Below are 15,716 nucleotides of genomic sequence, written 5' to 3'. Positions count from 1 at the left end.
CCCTGACATGCCACACAGCACACTTTCTATTTATGTGATAGCAAAAAGCTACTGCAAAACGCTGGCCGATGGCGTATAAGGTCCGCCAGTAGTAGCCATATAACATCAACGTAATTCAGGGCCAGCACGCACATGTTTAAACAACTTACGATTGGCAAACGCCTTGGCCTCGACTTTGGACTGGTGCTGGCCTTAATGATCCTCATCACGCTGATCGGCGTGCATCGGGTAGGCATCATCGAAACGACACTCACTGACGTCAGCGAAGACGCCACTATCAAACAGCGTTATGCAATCAACTTCCGCGGCAGCGTGCACGATCGCGCCATTGCCGTGCGTGACGCCGTACTCGTCCGCGACGACCAAGGCTTGGCCAGTCACCTGCGTGACATCGACCGCCTGAACGCGCTGTATCAGGCGTCGGCCAGCCCAATGGACCAGATCTACCAGAACAAAGGCGCTACGCCGCGCGAGCAAGAGTTGCTGGCCAGCATCAAAGCAGCCGAACGGGTTGCCCTGAGCGCGACCGACAAGGTGCTGCGGCTGCGCCAGCAAGGTGAGATCGATCAAGCGCAGACTGCGCTGATGGCCGATGTGTCGGGGGCCTACAAGGAATGGCTGAACCGCATCAACGCGCTGATCGATCTGGAGGAAGCCTCGATCGCTGGCCACATTGGCACGGTCCGCGTCACGGCCGCGAATTTCGCGATCCTGATGTTGATTGCCACCGCGATTGCCGTCGCCCTGGGCATCATCGCGTCGCTGCTGATCATCCGCAGCATCAAGTCGACCCTCGGCGCCGAGCCTCACGAAGTGGCAGCGGCCATTCGCCGTCTGGCCTCGGGCGAATTGACCCACGCCATCGAGACGCCGTATCCCGACAGCGTGATGGGCGCCTTGAAAGTGACCAGCGCCCACCTGTCGGCCACCATCCATCAGGTCCGCGCCGCGGCCATGGACCTGATGGGCTCCTCTTCGCAACTGCGGTCCACCTCCGACAGCAACAGCGAACAGATGCGCCTGCAGGCCAGCGAGACGGAACACATGGCCACGGCCATTAATCAAATGGCGGGGACGGTCAAGGAAGTCGCCGGGTATGCCGCCAAGGCCGCCAATGCCACCGAAACGGCGGATCAGGAAGTCGAGCACGGCAAACTCATGGTCGAAGGCACCGCCAAGGCCATGCACGATTTGGCGCACAAGCTGGAGAGCGCGGCTGACTCCGTCGGAAAAGTCTCTGAAGACAGTCAGTCCATCGAGACCATCGTCGCAGTGATCAACTCCATCGCCGAACGCACCAATCTGCTGGCGTTGAACGCTGCCATTGAAGCCGCCCGCGCGGGTGAAGCGGGCCGCGGCTTCGCAGTCGTCGCCGACGAAGTTCGTTCGCTGGCCACCCGGACCCAGGAATCCACCCAGGAAATCCGCAATATGGTCGGCCAGTTGCAAGTCGGTGCAGGCGTCACCGCTGGGCTGATGCGCGAAAGCCGGGAAATGGCCCAGCGCACGGTCGAGCAGACACAGGAAGCCCAGACCGCATTGGTAAAAATACGCCACGAGGTCGGCGCGCTGAATGACATGAACGCGCAAATCGCCAGTGCCGCCGCCCAGCAAGGTGCGGTTGCTGAAGACGTCAGTCACAACATCAATCGCATTCACGATTCGGCGCGGGAGGCTGCGGTCGGCTCCAGTCAGGTGGCATTGTCGAGCCGCGAACTGTCGCAATTGGCGGACCAGCTCACCGAGCGCGTGAGCTTTTTCAAAGTCTGATCGGTGCAGCGCGCCGGGCAAGGCTTGGAGGCTCCGGCGCCCCTCGCCCAATTCGCTGGACGAGGGTTATTGACTGGAGTCGGGCAGCGCTTTCTGGTCTAGTAGCGCACGCATTTATTGGAATCGACGACCGTTGGTTCCCGACATGAACGTTGCTGCCACACTGCCGCACATTTGAAAGGTGACTCGATGCCTGCCCATCGCCTGAAACTTGCCCTTGCTTGCCTTCCGCTGCTCGCCTCGCTGACCGCCTCCCCGGCCTTTGCCCACGCCCACCTGGAAAGCCAACTCCCCGCCGCTGACAGTCAAGTGACGACGCCCAAGGAACTGCGCCTGAATTTCTCCGAAGGCGTCGAGGAAAAATTCACCAAAGTCATGCTCAGTCTCGATGGTCCGGGGGACAGCACCGAGATCATACAGACGCAAAGCGTTGCCACCGACCCGTCCGACAAGAAGGTCCTGATCGTGATCCCGGCCGTGCCCCTGGCGCCCGGCCACTACAAAGTCGAGTGGCACGCGGTGTCCGTCGACACGCACAAAAGCGAAGGCGTCTATCGCTTTCAGGTGACCCCATAACGTCATGCAAGAAGGGTTGATCCTGTGCCGATTCGTGCACTTCGGTGCGGTGCTGCTGCTTGTGGGTGCGGGGCTGTTTCGCGTGCTGTTTGCCCGAAGCCTGCGCGCTTTCGAAGCGAGCCAGAAACGCGGGCGACTCGACCGCTACCTGCAACGGCTGACCGCTGTGGCCCTGGTCAGCGCGCTGTGCTGGCTGATGCTGACCGCAGCCAGCATGGCCGATGACTGGCGCGCCGGGTTCGACCTTTCCACCCTCGGGCTGGTACTGGGCAACACCTTTTATGGCCACGTCTGGGTCGCTCATCTCGGGCTTAATCTGCTGGCGTTGATCCTGGCGTCGAGCAAGGACGCGTCTGCACGCGGCCACCTGTTGATCCAAGGCTTACTGCTGCTGACACTGGCGCCCGTGGGGCATGGAGCAATGTTCGACGGCCTGCGCGGCCAGCTGTTGATCCTCAATCAGATGCTGCATCTGATCGGCGTTGCCACTTGGCTCGGCGGTTTGCTGATGCTGGCCGTACTGCTGAACTCCCCCTCTTTGATCGACGTGCGCGCCGTGCTGCTGCGTTTCAGCGGACTCGGTTATGCAATGGTGGCGTTGATCATCGTGACGGGTTGGGTCAACGTGCGCGCATTGAGTGGCGGACTGTGGCCCGAGCCTGCATTTTCCGGATTCGGTGCCGTACTGGGGGTAAAAGTGGCGCTGGTGCTGTGCATGCTGGCGCTGGCGTTGCTGAACCGCTGTCTCGCCCGCGCCCGCGTATTGCCGGTGCTGGCACTGCGATCGAGTGTTGTGCTCGAATGCCTGTTTGGCGGCGCGGCCCTGGCCGCGGTGTCGTTGCTGGGCACCTTGCCGCCCATGCCAGGCTGAATTTGACCGCAAGACTCGGGAAGCCCAATCTCCTTGCGGGCGGTAGTCTTGGGCTCAACAGTCATTTCAGAGGTCACCGATCATGGGCCAGGGTAAGTCGCAGCGGTCTGCACACCCTATCGAAAACGATCCCCGCTGGGCGGCCGTGGTGGCCCGCGACCCATCTGCCGATGCGCACTTCGTCTACGCCGTGCGCACCACGGGCATTTACTGCCGACCTAGCAGCCTCTCGCGTCTGCCCCGACCGGAAAACGTGGTCTTCTTTGACAGCGCCGCTCAGGCAGAAACGGCAGGCTATCGCCCCAGCAAACGAGCCGCCTCTGATCAGACCCGCCTGGCCGAGCAACACGCCGAGATTGTCGCCAAGGCCTGCCGTCAGATAGCCGAGGCCGAACAGCCGCCTGGCCTCAATGACTTGGCCGCCTCATCGGGTATGAGCCCGTGGCATTTTCACCGCGTGTTCAAGGCCGTAACGGGCGTCACCCCTAAAGCCTGGGCCAGCGCTCACCGCGCCGAGCGGGTACGCCATCGGCTGAGCGCCACTGAGACCATCACGCAAGCGATGTATGACGCCGGGTTCAACTCCAACAGCCGCTTTTATGAGGCCAGTGAAACCCTGCTCGGCATGACCCCTTCGGACTACCGCAAGGGCGGCATCAACGCCGACATCCATTTCGCCGTGGGCGAATGTGTTCTCGGTTCGATTCTCGTCGCGCAAAGCCAGCGCGGCGTGTGCGCGATCTTGCTGGGGGACGATCCCGACCAGCTGGTTCGCGACCTGCAGGATCAGTTTCACAATGCCACGCTGATCGGCGGCGACAGCCATTTCGAGGGGCTGGTAGCGCAGGTCGTGGGCTTCGTCGAGGCGCCGGGGCTGGGACTGGACCTGCCGCTGGATTTGCAAGGAACCGGGTTTCAACAGCGGGTCTGGCACGCGCTGAGACAGATTCCACCCGGCACCACCGCCAGCTACGCCGATATCGCCCAGCGCATCGGCGCGCCCCGCGCCTTTCGCGCCGTCGCGCAGGCCTGCGGGGCTAACCCGCTGGCGGTGGCCATTCCGTGTCATCGAGTGGTACGCAGTGATGGCGCACTCTCGGGGTATCGCTGGGGCGCAGAGCGCAAACGCCAGCTACTTGACCTCGAAGCAAAGGCAAACCCGTGTAACAGCTTGGCGCTTGAGAAACGCTGACAGGGGCGTAACGTCCTGCCCCGGACATCTGATCAAGGAGCATGGACGTGCCTGCCATTTTTCAAGCGTCGACTCACGCGGCTTCGCCCGCTTTCTGGCTGATCGCCGATCAGCTCAACACCCGCAACGAAGCCGAACGACTGGCTTATATCCGCACCGGTTTTCCACCGGGGTGGGTCAAGGCCGTGCGCAACGCGTTTCAACTGAGCAACAGCCAGCTGGAAGCCTTGCTCAACGCGTCGATCTCAACGCTGGAGCGTCGGCAGCGGCAACGGCGACCTCTGGATCTGGTGGGTTCGGAGCGGTTGGACCGGGTCGCTTCGCTGGCCATGCGGGCCGCCGAAGTGTTCGAAGATCAGGACACCGCGCGGCGCTGGATGATGACCCCCAATCGCGCCCTCAACGACCAGACGCCTCTGGCCCTGTGCGAAACCGAAATCGGCGCCGGCCAGGTCCGTCGCACATTGGCGGCGTTGCAACATGGCGGGGTGGTTTGATGCAGGCCTGGCGAATCGGCAAGGCCGACACTATCACCGACCTCTCCGGCGCGGGCGCTGCACTGTACGGCGGTCGCTGGAACCCGCCTGACACACCTGCGCTGTACCTGGGGCTGAGCCCTTGCGGTTGCGCCCTGGACCCGGTGATCCTCGCCGGGCACGTACCTCAGTTGCAGTTCAAGATCATGCACCTCGAACTGCCGCCGAACCCCGAACTGTATGAAGAGCCCGCCCTTGATCGACTGCCACTGGGCTGGGACACCTTCCCGGCGGACCGGCCCAGCATGGACTTCGGCGGCGAGTGGCTCGAACGCAACGATCAACTGGGGCTGATTTTGCCGTCCGCCGCCATGGACGAGACCCGGCTGGTTCTCATCAACCCGAGGCACCCGGCCTGCGCCCAGATCAAGGTGTTGCAGATCACCGACTTCATCTACGGAAAACCGGGCACCCGGCGCGCCGCCTAGCGCCGAGTATCAACTACCACGCGGCCCCGCACCTGCCCATCCATCAGCCGATGGGCAGTGTCGATCACCTCACTCAAGCCGATCTCATGGCTGATCAGTGCCAACGCCGTCGGCGCCAGATCAGTCGCCAGCCTGGCCCAGGCGTCGATGCGGTCCTGGCGCGGGCGCATCACGCTGTCGATACCCGCCAATGTCACACCTCGCAAGATGAACGGCGCCACCGAGGCCTGAAAATCCATGCCCTGCGCGAGACCGCACGCGGCGACGGTGCCCCAATAGCGCATGCCGGCACAGACGTTGGCCAGGGTATGACTACCCACCGAATCGATGGCCCCCGCCCAACGCTCCTTGGCCAACGGTCGGCCGGGTTCGGACAAGGTGGCGCGATCAATGATCTCCGAGGCGCCCAACTGCTTCAGATAATCGGCTTCGGCGGCGCGCCCGGTGGACGCCACGACGCGGTAACCGAGCTTGGCCAGCAGCGCTATCGAAAAGCTGCCGACGCCGCCGTTGGCGCCGGTCACCAGCACGTCGCCTTTGTCGGGGGTGACGCCGTTCTTCTCCAGCGCCATCACCGCCAGCATCGCCGTGTACCCCGCTGTGCCGATGGCCATGGCCTGCGCGGCGCTGAAAGCCTCGTTCAGCGGGATCAGCCACTTGCCTTCGACACGCGCCAATTGCGCCAGCCCACCCCAATGTCCTTCGCCGACGCCCCAGCCGTTGAGCACCACGGCATCACCCGGCTTGAAATCCGGGTCGCTGCTGTGCTCCACGATGCCCGCCAGATCGACACCCGGCACCATTGGAAACTTGCGCACGATCGGCCCTTTGCCGGTGATGGCCAACGCGTCTTTGTAATTCAGCGTGCTGTGGGAAACCCGCACCGTGACATCGCCTGCGGGCAACTGTGCCGCATCCAGCGAAGCCAATCTGACGTGGTATCCGCTGTCATCTTTGTCGATCAAAATGCCATCGAACATGCTTGCCTCCGATATAGACCGGTCGTCTAGAAATTAAGCCGGAGAATCATCGCGGCAGACCACGAAGAAATCCGGCAATGAATATATTCAGGGGTGTGTCGCTCTGAACCAGCCGTGCGCGCAATACGGCGCCTTCCCAGCCAATCCAGAAATAGGCCGCCAGCTGGTCGCAATCGGCCTGGGCGGGCAGCTCACCCGCCTGTTTGGCCGCCTCGAAACAGGCACTTAACCGTCGTTGCCAATCCACAAAGACCGTTTCCAACACCTCGCGAAAGCCTTCGGGCAGCACGCTGACTTCCTGGCCCATGTTGCCCACCAGACACCCGCGTCGGTAATGGTGGCGGGCCATACTCGCCTTTGAGTGCTGGACGAAACCCGCCAGCCGTTCGAGGGGCGACAGTGACGCATCCAGCAGCCAGCGGTCGAGCCGCCTGGCGAAATACCCGGCGTAGCTCTCCAATACGGCAAGGCCAAACGCCTCCTTGCTGCTGAAGTAGTGATAGAACGACCCTTTCGGTACGCCTACGCGCTTGAGGATGCCATCGATGCCAGTGGCCATGAAGCCTTGCTCCGTCAGCACTTCCACGCCGCAGCGAATCAGTGCCTCTCGGGTGTCGAAATCATCGGCGCGCGCCACCTTGGGTGGACGTCCGGGACGTCTGGGTTTTGTGATCATGTCGGTCATGGCTGGGTATATTAGACCGATCGTCTAAAACGTCAACGCTTGGGGTCCGGTCGTCCTCCTGCTTCCTAGACGCGCATCATCGCTATATATTTCGCTGCATAACGATTGACCCCTCTTCCTGACTGTCCACTCGGAGCTGCTACATGCGCACAACGTCTCCCCGCGTCACGGTGAAACTCCTCGCCATTGCCTTCGCTGCCCTGTCCGCGAGCAGCGTATTCGCCGACGAAGTGCAGGTCGCCGTCGCGGCCAACTTCACTGCCCCGATTCAGGCCATTGCCAAGGATTTCGAAAAAGACACCGGCCATACGCTGGTGGCGTCATTCGGCGCCACCGGCCAGTTTTACACGCAGATCAAGAACGGCGCGCCGTTCGAGGTCTTCCTCGCTGCCGATGACACCACTCCGGCCAAGTTGGAAAGCGAGGGTGAAACCGTCAACGGCTCACGCTTCACCTATGCCGTCGGCACTTTGGCGCTGTGGTCGGCAAAAGAGGGCTATGTCGATGACAAGGGCGAGGTGCTGAAAAACAATCACTATCAGCATCTGTCCATCGCCAATCCGAAAGCCGCACCTTACGGTCTGGCCGCGACTCAGGTGCTGGAAAAGCAACACCTGACCGAAGCCACCCAGGCAAAAATCGTCGAAGGCCAGAGCATCGCCCAGGCGTATCAGTTCGTGCAGACTGGCAATGCCGAATTGGGTTTCGTCGCCCTGTCGCAGGTGTACAAAGACGGCAAATTGACCAGCGGCTCAGCGTGGATCGTCCCGGCCAACCTGCACGAGCCGATCAAGCAAGACGCGGTCATTCTCAACAAAGGCAAAGATAACGCGGCCGCCAAGGCGCTGATGGACTACCTCAAAGGTCCGAAGGCCGCTGCCGTGATCAAATCCTACGGGTATCAGCTGTAAATGCCGCTAGACAGTGCCGACCTGGCGGCGATTTGGCTGACGCTGAAACTGGCGTCACTGACGACCGTCATCCTGCTCATCGTTGGCACCCCCATCGCGTGGTGGCTGGCCCGCACTCGATCCTGGCTCAAAGGGCCGGTGGGCGCGGTAGTGGCGTTGCCATTGGTGTTGCCGCCCACGGTCATCGGCTTCTACCTGCTGCTGTTTCTGGGGCCGAACGGCGCGCTGGGGCAGATCACAGAACGTCTCGGCCTGGGGACGCTGACCTTCAGCTTCACTGGCCTGGTCATCGGGTCTGTGCTGTATTCGATGCCGTTCGTGGTCCAGCCGCTGCAGAATGCCTTCGTGGCGATTGGCCCGCGCCCGCTTGAGGTGGCCGCCACCCTGCGTGCAAGTCCACGGGATACGTTCTTCTCGGTGGTCCTGCCGCTGGCGCGACCGGGCTTCGTCACCGGCGCGATTCTCGGCTTTGCGCACACCGTCGGCGAGTTCGGCGTGGTGCTGATGATCGGTGGCAACATCCCTGAAAAAACCCGTGTGGTGTCGACCCAGATCTACAACCATGTCGAATCCATGGAGTACGTGCAGGCCCATTGGCTGGCCGGGTTCATGCTGGTGTTCTCATTCCTGGTTCTGTTGGCGCTCTATTCACGCGGCACGACCAAAGCGGCCTGGAGCTGATCCGCCATGACATCGACCCTCGACGTCCGCCTGAGCGTGGACTTTCCCGACTTCAACCTGAACATCGATCTGTCCCTGCCGGGGCGTGGTGTCACAGCCCTGTATGGCCATTCCGGTTCGGGCAAGACCACCTGCCTGCGCTGCATTGCGGGGCTCGAGAAGGCGTCGGCCGCTTTCATCTCGGTCAACGGCGACGTGTGGCAGGACAGCGCCCACGGGGTTTTCGTCCCGCCACACAAACGTTCGCTGGGCTATGTGTTTCAAGAAGCGAGCCTGTTCCCGCACTTGACCGTAAAGGGCAACCTGGAATTCGGCCTCAAGCGCATTCCCGTCAGGGAGCGCCATGTGAATCTGCAACAGGCCAGCACCCTGCTCGGCATCGACCACCTGCTGACCCGCCAACCCGACAACTTGTCTGGCGGCGAACGCCAACGGGTCGGCATCGCCCGCGCCTTGTTGACCAGCCCTCGCCTGTTGCTGCTCGATGAGCCGCTGGCGGCACTGGATTCACAGCGCAAGGCCGAGATCCTGCCCTATCTGGAACGCCTGCACGACGAACTTCATATCCCGATGCTCTACGTGAGCCACGCCCAGGATGAAGTGGCGCGACTCGCGGACCATCTGGTGTTGCTCAGCGGCGGTCAGGCACTGGCCAGTGGGCCGATCGCAGAAACCCTGGCGCGACTCGACCTGCCGCTGGCGATGGGCGATGACGCCGGTGTCGTCATCGAAGGGGCTCCCGTTGCCTACGATGCCGCTTACCACCTGGTCACTGTGCGCCTCCCACGAAGTGACCTCACGATCCGCGTCGCCCATTCCGCACTGGAAATGAGCAAACCCCTACGCCTCAAGGTACAAGCCCGGGACGTGAGCCTGACGCTGCGGGCCGATGATCGGACCAGTATCCTCAACCGCCTGCCGGTCACGGTCGTCAGCGAAGTGCCGGCGGACAATGCCGCCCATGTGCTGGTCCGTCTGGATGCTGCGGGCACGCCGCTGCTGGCGCGCATCACTCGCTATTCGCGGGATCAGCTGCAGCTGCATCCGGGTCAGTCGGTATGGGCACAGATCAAATCGGTGGCACTCCTCGCCTGAGGTGACTGCGCAATGCCACTCAAAAAATCGGCACGTCTGCGCGGTGCAACGGTCAATGCAAAGACCAGCACTCAGGATTGCCCTTTATGTCCGACGTTCTCACCCCAGAAGACCTGCCAAAAGACCTCCATTACGTGGACGACAGCCAACCGGGGTTCACGCGCAAAGTGCTGCGCGGCAAATTCGCCTATTTCGATACCGACGGCCAGCGGATTCGCGACGAAGCCGAGATCAAGCGCATCAACGCGCTGGTCATCCCGCCCGCCTATACCGACGTGTGGATCTGCGCCGACCCCCGAGGCCATCTGCAGGCCACCGGCCGAGATGCCCGCGGTCGCAAGCAGTACCGCTATCATCCCCGCTGGCGGGAGATCCGCGATGAAAACAAATATTCCCGCATGATCGCCTTCGGCATGGCGTTGCCCAAAGTGCGCAAGCAATTGGAAGCCCAACTGGCAGCCCCTGGCATGGGTCGCGAAAAAGTGATGGCTGCGGTGGTGTCGTTGCTCGATCAAACGCTGATCCGCATCGGTAACAGCCAGTATGCCCGGGACAACAAGTCCTACGGCCTGACGACCCTGCGCAACAAACATGTCGACGTTCACGGCAGCAAGATCCTGTTTCAGTTCCGCGGCAAGAGTGGCGTCGAGCATGAAATCAGCGTCACGGACAAGCGCTTGGCGAACATCATCAAACGCTGCATGGAACTGCCGGGGCAAAACCTCTTTCAGTACCTGGACGCCGACGGCCACCGCCACACTGTCACCTCTTCGGACATCAATCAGTACCTGCACACGCTGACCGGGGCCGATTTCACGGCCAAGGATTATCGGACCTGGGCTGGCAGCGCGATGGCCCTGACGACCTTGCGCAAGCTGGACTGGGAACCCGAAGCCGACGCGAAAAAACACATCGTGGCGATGGTCAAGGAAGTCTCCCGGCTGCTTGGCAACACCCCGGCTGTCTGCCGCAAATGCTACATCCACCCGGCAGTGCTGGAAGCATTCCTGGTCGGCGAATTGGCCAAACTGCCCCGCTCGCGACAGCGCAAGGGACTACGACTGGAGGAAGCGGCACTGGCCGGTTTCCTGCAGGGCTTGCAGGCTGCCGAAGCCCTGCGTGAAGCAACAGGAGAAACCGCATGACCACCTCTTCAACCCGCACCCCAGGTGAAAAGATCAACGACCCGGACGCTAAACCTGCCGACGTCGCCGATGATCGCGATCGCACCCAAGAGACACGCGAGGAGGAACCCTTGACCGGCGGCGAACACGACAACGCCGGCCATACCCCTAAAGTCCCCGATGCCCGGTAAGCTGGGCGCCTCGCCCGATTCGATTCACATCAAGGCCCTCCCATGACCACAGCGTCCCGCCCGCCCGAAGACACCACTCCCCCCGCCGCCGCTTCCTTCACGGTCGCCCCGGATCAGGCCGGTTTCGTGAGGGTGCGCGGCGCCCGTGAACACAACCTCAAAGACGTTGATGTGGACATTCCCCGGGACGCACTGGTGGTATTCACCGGGGTCTCAGGGTCGGGCAAGTCGTCGCTGGCCTTTTCCACGCTGTATGCCGAGGCGCAACGACGGTACTTCGAGTCGGTGGCACCATATGCCCGCCGCCTGATTGACCAAGTCGGCGTCCCCAACGTCGACTCAATCGAGGGCTTGCCGCCTGCCGTGGCGCTGCAACAGCAACGTGGTACGCCCAGCACGCGCTCGTCGGTCGGCAGCGTCACCACCCTGTCGAGCCTGATTCGCATGCTCTATTCGCGAGCAGGCAACTACCCGCCAGGCCAGCCCATGCTGTACGCCGAAGACTTTTCCCCCAACCTGCCGCAGGGCGCCTGCCCCGAATGCCACGGCTTGGGTCGGGTCTACGAGGTGCCGGAGGAACTGATGGTGCCGGACGACTCCCTGACCATCCGGCAGCGCGCCATTGCGTCCTGGCCACCCGCCTGGCAGGGACAAAATCAGCGCGACATCCTCGTCACCCTGGGGTACGACGTGGATATTCCGTGGCGCGAACTGCCGAAAAAACAGCGTGACTGGATTCTGTTCACCGAGGAGCAACCCACGGCGCCGGTCTACGCCGGCCTGACCCCGGAACAGACCCGCGTCGCACTCAAACGCAAGCTCGAACCCAGCTACCAGGGCACCTTCATCGGCGCCCGGCGTTACGTGCTGCACACCTTCACCCATTCGCAAAGCGCGTTAATGAAGAAGCGCGTGTCACAGTTCATGCGCGGCAGCCCTTGCCCGCTCTGCGATGGCAAACGCCTCAAGCGTGAAGCCCTGTCGGTGACGTTTGCCGGGCTGGACATCGGCGAGCTGTCGCAAATGCCGCTGCTGCGTCTTGCCGAAGTGTTGAAACCGGTGGCAGAAGGCACCTTCGGCGCGGTTGCCGAGGACACTGCGCTTGACCGCCAGGCAATCGGCAAGGCGAGGGAAAAGCGGCTGAAATCAGGCGGCTTAGCGCACGACGCGGCCCCCGATGTGCGAGCGACACCGAATCTATCCATCGAAAAACGCCTGGCCGCTCAGCGCATCGCCCAGGACCTGCTGGCACGGGTGACGACGCTCACTGACCTCGGCCTCGGCTACCTTGCACTGGACCGCAGCACGCCGACGCTGTCGTCAGGCGAGCTGCAACGCCTGCGTCTGGCGACCCAACTGGGTTCGCAACTGTTCGGCGTGATTTACGTACTGGACGAGCCTTCTGCGGGGCTGCATCCGGCAGACAGCGAAGCGCTGTTCGCTGCACTGCAACAGCTCAAAGCCTCCGGCAACTCGTTATTCGTGGTCGAGCATGATTTGGAGACCATGCGTCGCGCGGACTGGCTGATCGACGTGGGTCCGGCGGCAGGTGAACACGGCGGACACATCCTGTATAGCGGACCACCGGAAGGACTGGCACAGATTGAAGCGTCGCAGACGCGCCTGCACCTGTTCGCCGAGCACAACGACCTGCGCGCCGAACGACGCGAGCCTAAAGATTGGTTACGGCTCGAAGGCATCACCCGCAACAATCTTGACGACCTGACGGCAGAATTTCCGTTGGGATGCTTCACAGCGGTGACCGGGGTGTCCGGCTCTGGCAAATCGAGCCTGGTCAGTCAAGCCCTGCTGGAATTGGTCAGCGCTGAACTCGGGCGCCCGGCCGCGATTGCCAATGATCAGGAAGAACCGAGCCTGGAAGACGACGCCCCACAGGTCACCGGCGGGCGCATCGCGGGCGGGCTAGAGGCGATCAAACGTCTGGTGCAAGTGGACCAGAAACCCATTGGCCGCACCCCACGTTCTAACCTGGCGACCTACACCGGCCTGTTCGACAGCGTGCGAAAACTCTTCGCAGCCACCGACGAGGCAAAAAAAGCGGGCTACGATGCAGGGCAGTTTTCCTTCAACGTTGCCAAAGGCCGATGCGAGGTGTGTGAGGGCGAAGGCTTTGTCAGCGTCGAATTGCTGTTCATGCCCAGTGTGTATGCGCCCTGCCCGACCTGCCACGGCGCCCGCTACAACCCACAAACGCTGGCCATCACGTGGCAACACCTCAATATCGCTGAAGTGCTGCAAATGACTGTCGACCAAGCGGTTGAGGTGTTCGCGGAGCAGCCCACCGTGCTGCGCTCGCTGGTCGTGCTAAGGGATATCGGCCTCGGCTACCTGCGACTGGGCCAACCGGCCACCGAACTGTCGGGCGGCGAAGCGCAGCGCATCAAATTGGCCACTGAACTGCAACGCAACGCCCGCGGCGCCACCCTCTACGTGCTGGATGAACCCACCACTGGCCTGCACCCCAGCGACGTCGACCGCCTGCTCGTGCAACTCAACGCCCTCGTCGACAACGGCCACACGGTCATCGTCGTCGAACACGAAATGCGCGTCGTGGCGCAAAGCGACTGGGTCATCGACATCGGGCCCGGTGCCGGTGACCGAGGCGGCAACATCGTGGCCAGCGGAACGCCCGAGACTGTCGCCAAAACAAAGGCCAGCCGTACGGCGCCGTTTTTGCGGAGAGTATTGGAACCCTCGGCCAATACCGCGCAGTAACGAAACGCCTGGCATGCACCCCATGCTGCCCGCTGCTAATCGCAAGCGGCAGCTTGTCGGCAAATCGTGAACCAACCAAACCCGCCCTGGATCACAACTGCGACGACGCCATCAAACGCCGCAGCAGCGGCACCTTTGCGACTGAGTAGGAGTTCATCATGGATACAAAGGAAGCCGTTCACTTAGAAAGCTTGACCGAAGCCGCGAAACGTCTCGCGGAGACGAAACGCTCGCTATTGCTCGATATGCTGAATCCCGCCTTCATTTCCAAACATTCAAACAGCCCGGACTTTATTAGCTTGTGTGAGTCAGCCGGCTACGACATCAACACCATCGAAGATTTCGAATCAGTCGCAGACAAGCAATGGGACGCATTCGTTGCCGCCAATACCGACTTCGCGGATTGGTCAGACATGCAAGCCGGCGCGGTGGCCGCACACGCGAGCGAGCAACTGCTCAAGGTGATCAAAGATTGATCTCGGGCGAAAGTGTGCCTGCTTGATCGGATTGACTGCCAGCACGCGTTAGCGCTGACCGATGCCATAAAGCGGGAGCGGTGAAATACCCAGACGCAAAAAAACCGGCCACTGGCCGGTTTTGTTGACGCTCTGCGCGATCCTGGATGCAGCAGGATCGCCACTCGCGATGTGTTTGGTGCCCCGAGCCGGAGTCGAACCGGCACATCCTTTCGGACGACGGATTTTAAGTCCGGTGTGTCTACCAATTTCACCATCAGGGCAGTATTTCAACGCTCGTCTGGCAGCCGCCTTGAAGCGGGCTGGACGACAAGAGCTGGGAATATATACATCCCCACCCTCCGAAGCAAGCGCCAGACATGAGATATCGAGCTGAAAATGTAACGTAGGGGCCGAAGAAAATGCTTGACGAATCAGTCACCTACGCTAGCGGATAAGCAATGCCAGGTTTGCCCTGACATCGGCGCTGGCAATGCACCAAGGCCGCCAGCGACCGTTGGGGATCGTCGCAGGTCGGCGAAATGGACGACCAGGCAGAATCACAACAGGAAGCGGAATTGGTGCAGTCGAACAGGATGGGCCACTTTATCGACGGCCACAAAAAAACCCGCAAGACATTAATCTCACGGGTTTTAAATGTGGAGGCCGAGGTCGGAATCGAACCGGCGTAAGCGGATTTGCAATCCGCGGCATAACCATTTTGCTACTCGGCCCCAAACGTCCAACGCCTCAATAACTGACCCTGAACGCGTACAAACTGGAGCGGGAAACGAGACTCGAACTCGCGACCCCGACCTTGGCAAGGTCGTGCTCTACCAACTGAGCTATTCCCGCTTTGTGTGGGCGCCATTCTATAGATTCAAATGACCCCGTCAACCCCTTGATTTAAAAATACTTATTTTTGCTCTGTGGTGGTGCGCAGATGCGGCCAGGCCGCTCTCAGGTACTGCACCATCGACCATAACGTCAGCCCCGCCGCGACCATGAGCAGGACATAACCCAACACCACCCAAAACGTGAAGGCGGGCGGATTCGCCAACAGGATCACCAGCGCCAGCATCTGGGCCGCCGTTTTCCATTTGCCGAGGTTGGACACCGCCACTTGAGCTCGCGCGCCGAGTTCAGCCATCCATTCGCGCAACGCCGAAATCACGATTTCGCGACCGATGATCACGGCGGCGGGCAGCGTGAGCCAGAAATTCGCGTGAGCCTGCACCAGCAACACCAGCGCCACGGCCACCATCAGCTTGTCGGCCACGGGGTCGAGAAACGCGCCGAACGGCGTGCTCTGCTCCAGACGTCGGGCAAGGTAGCCGTCCAGCCAATCAGTGGCCGCCGCCAGGGCAAAAACCGAACTGGCAGCCATATAGCTCCAGTGATAAGGCAGATAGAACAACAGAATGAAGATCGGAATCAGCAGGACACGTAATACGGTGATCAGATTAGGGATATTCATCGGCACAA

At 61.6% G+C, this 15,716-nt stretch carries 17 protein-coding genes and 3 tRNA genes; 14 read left to right on the top strand and 6 right to left on the bottom strand.

The window, feature by feature from the left end; all coding sequences use genetic code 11:
• Positions 1 to 132: 132 nt before the first annotated feature.
• The 6 genes from B3N48_RS16415 (at position 133) to B3N48_RS16390 (ending at position 5,373) form a co-directional block, all read left to right on the top strand.
• Positions 133 to 1,770, top strand: coding sequence for a methyl-accepting chemotaxis protein (locus B3N48_RS16415; protein ID WP_296185468.1), 1,638 nt, complete (start codon positions 133 to 135; stop codon positions 1,768 to 1,770).
• 189 nt (positions 1,771 to 1,959) lie between these two features.
• Positions 1,960 to 2,346: a copper homeostasis periplasmic binding protein CopC gene (gene copC, locus B3N48_RS16410; protein ID WP_296185467.1), complete on the top strand. Its 387-nt coding sequence runs from the start codon at positions 1,960 to 1,962 to the stop codon at positions 2,344 to 2,346.
• 4 nt (positions 2,347 to 2,350) lie between these two features.
• The gene (gene copD, locus B3N48_RS16405; protein WP_296185465.1) at positions 2,351 to 3,217 is read left to right on the top strand and encodes a copper homeostasis membrane protein CopD; all 867 of its coding nucleotides are present in this window, start codon (positions 2,351 to 2,353) and stop codon (positions 3,215 to 3,217) included.
• 82 nt (positions 3,218 to 3,299) lie between these two features.
• Positions 3,300 to 4,409 carry a bifunctional DNA-binding transcriptional regulator/O6-methylguanine-DNA methyltransferase Ada gene (ada, locus tag B3N48_RS16400; RefSeq protein ID WP_296185464.1) on the top strand — a complete coding sequence of 370 codons (1,110 nt, stop codon included), beginning with the start codon at positions 3,300 to 3,302 and terminating at the stop codon, positions 4,407 to 4,409.
• Positions 4,410 to 4,456: 47 nt separating this feature from the next.
• The gene (parS, locus tag B3N48_RS16395; protein WP_296185463.1) at positions 4,457 to 4,906 is read left to right on the top strand and encodes a type II toxin-antitoxin system Xre/ParS family antitoxin; all 450 of its coding nucleotides are present in this window, start codon (positions 4,457 to 4,459) and stop codon (positions 4,904 to 4,906) included.
• Positions 4,906 to 5,373: an RES family NAD+ phosphorylase gene (locus B3N48_RS16390; RefSeq protein WP_296185461.1), complete on the top strand. Its 468-nt coding sequence runs from the start codon at positions 4,906 to 4,908 to the stop codon at positions 5,371 to 5,373. The genes parS and B3N48_RS16390 overlap by 1 nt, the downstream gene beginning before the upstream one ends.
• Here B3N48_RS16390 and B3N48_RS16385 read toward each other — a convergent pair.
• Both B3N48_RS16385 and B3N48_RS16380 read right to left on the bottom strand, forming a co-directional pair.
• The gene (locus tag B3N48_RS16385; RefSeq protein WP_296185460.1) at positions 5,370 to 6,353 is read right to left on the bottom strand and encodes an MDR family oxidoreductase; all 984 of its coding nucleotides are present in this window, start codon (positions 6,351 to 6,353) and stop codon (positions 5,370 to 5,372) included. The two genes, B3N48_RS16390 and B3N48_RS16385, sit on opposite strands and share 4 nt — an antisense overlap.
• A 46-nt stretch (positions 6,354 to 6,399) precedes the next feature.
• Entirely contained in the window at positions 6,400 to 7,038 is a 639-nt protein-coding gene (locus B3N48_RS16380; RefSeq protein WP_296185458.1) for a TetR/AcrR family transcriptional regulator, read from the bottom strand.
• 143 nt (positions 7,039 to 7,181) lie between these two features.
• Here B3N48_RS16380 and modA point away from each other — a divergent pair, with 143 nt between their 5' ends.
• The 7 genes from modA (at position 7,182) to B3N48_RS16345 (ending at position 14,252) form a co-directional block, all read left to right on the top strand.
• Positions 7,182 to 7,949, top strand: coding sequence for a molybdate ABC transporter substrate-binding protein (modA, locus tag B3N48_RS16375; protein ID WP_296185456.1), 768 nt, complete (start codon positions 7,182 to 7,184; stop codon positions 7,947 to 7,949).
• Positions 7,950 to 8,630 (top strand): molybdate ABC transporter permease subunit, encoded by a 681-nt coding sequence (modB, locus tag B3N48_RS16370; RefSeq protein ID WP_296185455.1) that lies wholly within the window; start codon positions 7,950 to 7,952, stop codon positions 8,628 to 8,630. It begins immediately after the preceding gene.
• Between the two features lie 6 nt (positions 8,631 to 8,636).
• Positions 8,637 to 9,725 carry a molybdenum ABC transporter ATP-binding protein gene (modC, locus tag B3N48_RS16365; protein WP_296185454.1) on the top strand — a complete coding sequence of 363 codons (1,089 nt, stop codon included), beginning with the start codon at positions 8,637 to 8,639 and terminating at the stop codon, positions 9,723 to 9,725.
• A gap of 86 nt (positions 9,726 to 9,811) precedes the next feature.
• A complete protein-coding gene (locus B3N48_RS16360) occupies positions 9,812 to 10,870 on the top strand; it encodes a DNA topoisomerase IB (protein ID WP_296185452.1) in 1,059 nt (352 codons plus the stop codon).
• Positions 10,867 to 11,040, top strand: coding sequence for a hypothetical protein (locus tag B3N48_RS16355; protein WP_296185449.1), 174 nt, complete (start codon positions 10,867 to 10,869; stop codon positions 11,038 to 11,040). The genes B3N48_RS16360 and B3N48_RS16355 overlap by 4 nt, the downstream gene beginning before the upstream one ends.
• A 42-nt stretch (positions 11,041 to 11,082) precedes the next feature.
• On the top strand, positions 11,083 to 13,776 hold the full coding sequence (locus B3N48_RS16350; RefSeq protein WP_296185448.1) for an excinuclease ABC subunit UvrA: 2,694 nt from the start codon (positions 11,083 to 11,085) through the stop codon (positions 13,774 to 13,776).
• A 158-nt stretch (positions 13,777 to 13,934) separates the two neighbouring features.
• Positions 13,935 to 14,252, top strand: coding sequence for a hypothetical protein (locus tag B3N48_RS16345; RefSeq protein WP_296185447.1), 318 nt, complete (start codon positions 13,935 to 13,937; stop codon positions 14,250 to 14,252).
• A 176-nt stretch (positions 14,253 to 14,428) separates the two neighbouring features.
• Here the strand turns inward: B3N48_RS16345 and B3N48_RS16340 are convergent.
• Positions 14,429 to 14,515, bottom strand: a tRNA-Leu gene (locus B3N48_RS16340).
• Positions 14,516 to 14,773: 258 nt separating this feature from the next.
• On the opposite strand from B3N48_RS16340, the gene B3N48_RS16335 reads away from it, so the two are divergent.
• Complete coding sequence (locus B3N48_RS16335; protein WP_296185446.1) at positions 14,774 to 14,923, top strand: hypothetical protein; 150 nt, start codon at positions 14,774 to 14,776, stop codon at positions 14,921 to 14,923.
• Here B3N48_RS16335 and B3N48_RS16330 read toward each other — a convergent pair.
• From B3N48_RS16330 to pgsA, 3 genes are all read right to left on the bottom strand, one after another.
• Positions 14,892 to 14,965 (bottom strand) — tRNA-Cys (locus tag B3N48_RS16330). The two genes, B3N48_RS16335 and B3N48_RS16330, sit on opposite strands and share 32 nt — an antisense overlap.
• A 45-nt stretch (positions 14,966 to 15,010) precedes the next feature.
• Positions 15,011 to 15,086, bottom strand: a tRNA-Gly gene (locus B3N48_RS16325).
• Between the two features lie 61 nt (positions 15,087 to 15,147).
• The gene (gene pgsA / locus B3N48_RS16320; RefSeq protein ID WP_296185445.1) at positions 15,148 to 15,708 is read right to left on the bottom strand and encodes a CDP-diacylglycerol--glycerol-3-phosphate 3-phosphatidyltransferase; all 561 of its coding nucleotides are present in this window, start codon (positions 15,706 to 15,708) and stop codon (positions 15,148 to 15,150) included.
• Between the last annotated feature and the right edge of the window lie 8 nt (positions 15,709 to 15,716).

The sequence above is a fragment of the Pseudomonas sp. UBA1879 genome (assembly GCF_002338065.1).
GTDB lineage: Bacteria > Pseudomonadota > Gammaproteobacteria > Pseudomonadales > Pseudomonadaceae > Aquipseudomonas.
Note: the sequence above shows the minus strand (reverse complement) of the source record. Positions and strands in the feature narration are given on the sequence as shown.

Bases quoted from the DNA above. Each gene is read 5' to 3' on its own strand.
- ada (WP_296185464.1), top strand. From the start codon at position 3,300: ATGGGCCAGGGTAAGTCGCAGCGGTCTGCACACCCTATCGAAAACGAT.
- B3N48_RS16355 (WP_296185449.1), top strand. From the start codon at position 10,867: ATGACCACCTCTTCAACCCGCACCCCAGGTGAAAAGATCAACGACCCG.
- modC (WP_296185454.1), top strand. From the start codon at position 8,637: ATGACATCGACCCTCGACGTCCGCCTGAGCGTGGACTTTCCCGACTTC.
- B3N48_RS16380 (WP_296185458.1), bottom strand. From the start codon at position 7,038: ATGACCGACATGATCACAAAACCCAGACGTCCCGGACGTCCACCCAAG.
- B3N48_RS16360 (WP_296185452.1), top strand. From the start codon at position 9,812: ATGTCCGACGTTCTCACCCCAGAAGACCTGCCAAAAGACCTCCATTAC.
- B3N48_RS16335 (WP_296185446.1), top strand. From the start codon at position 14,774: ATGGACGACCAGGCAGAATCACAACAGGAAGCGGAATTGGTGCAGTCG.
- modB (WP_296185455.1), top strand. From the start codon at position 7,950: ATGCCGCTAGACAGTGCCGACCTGGCGGCGATTTGGCTGACGCTGAAA.
- B3N48_RS16390 (WP_296185461.1), top strand. From the start codon at position 4,906: ATGCAGGCCTGGCGAATCGGCAAGGCCGACACTATCACCGACCTCTCC.
- B3N48_RS16415 (WP_296185468.1), top strand. From the start codon at position 133: ATGTTTAAACAACTTACGATTGGCAAACGCCTTGGCCTCGACTTTGGA.
- pgsA (WP_296185445.1), bottom strand. From the start codon at position 15,708: ATGAATATCCCTAATCTGATCACCGTATTACGTGTCCTGCTGATTCCG.
- modA (WP_296185456.1), top strand. From the start codon at position 7,182: ATGCGCACAACGTCTCCCCGCGTCACGGTGAAACTCCTCGCCATTGCC.
- B3N48_RS16385 (WP_296185460.1), bottom strand. From the start codon at position 6,353: ATGTTCGATGGCATTTTGATCGACAAAGATGACAGCGGATACCACGTC.
- B3N48_RS16345 (WP_296185447.1), top strand. From the start codon at position 13,935: ATGGATACAAAGGAAGCCGTTCACTTAGAAAGCTTGACCGAAGCCGCG.
- copD (WP_296185465.1), top strand. From the start codon at position 2,351: ATGCAAGAAGGGTTGATCCTGTGCCGATTCGTGCACTTCGGTGCGGTG.
- B3N48_RS16350 (WP_296185448.1), top strand. From the start codon at position 11,083: ATGACCACAGCGTCCCGCCCGCCCGAAGACACCACTCCCCCCGCCGCC.
- copC (WP_296185467.1), top strand. From the start codon at position 1,960: ATGCCTGCCCATCGCCTGAAACTTGCCCTTGCTTGCCTTCCGCTGCTC.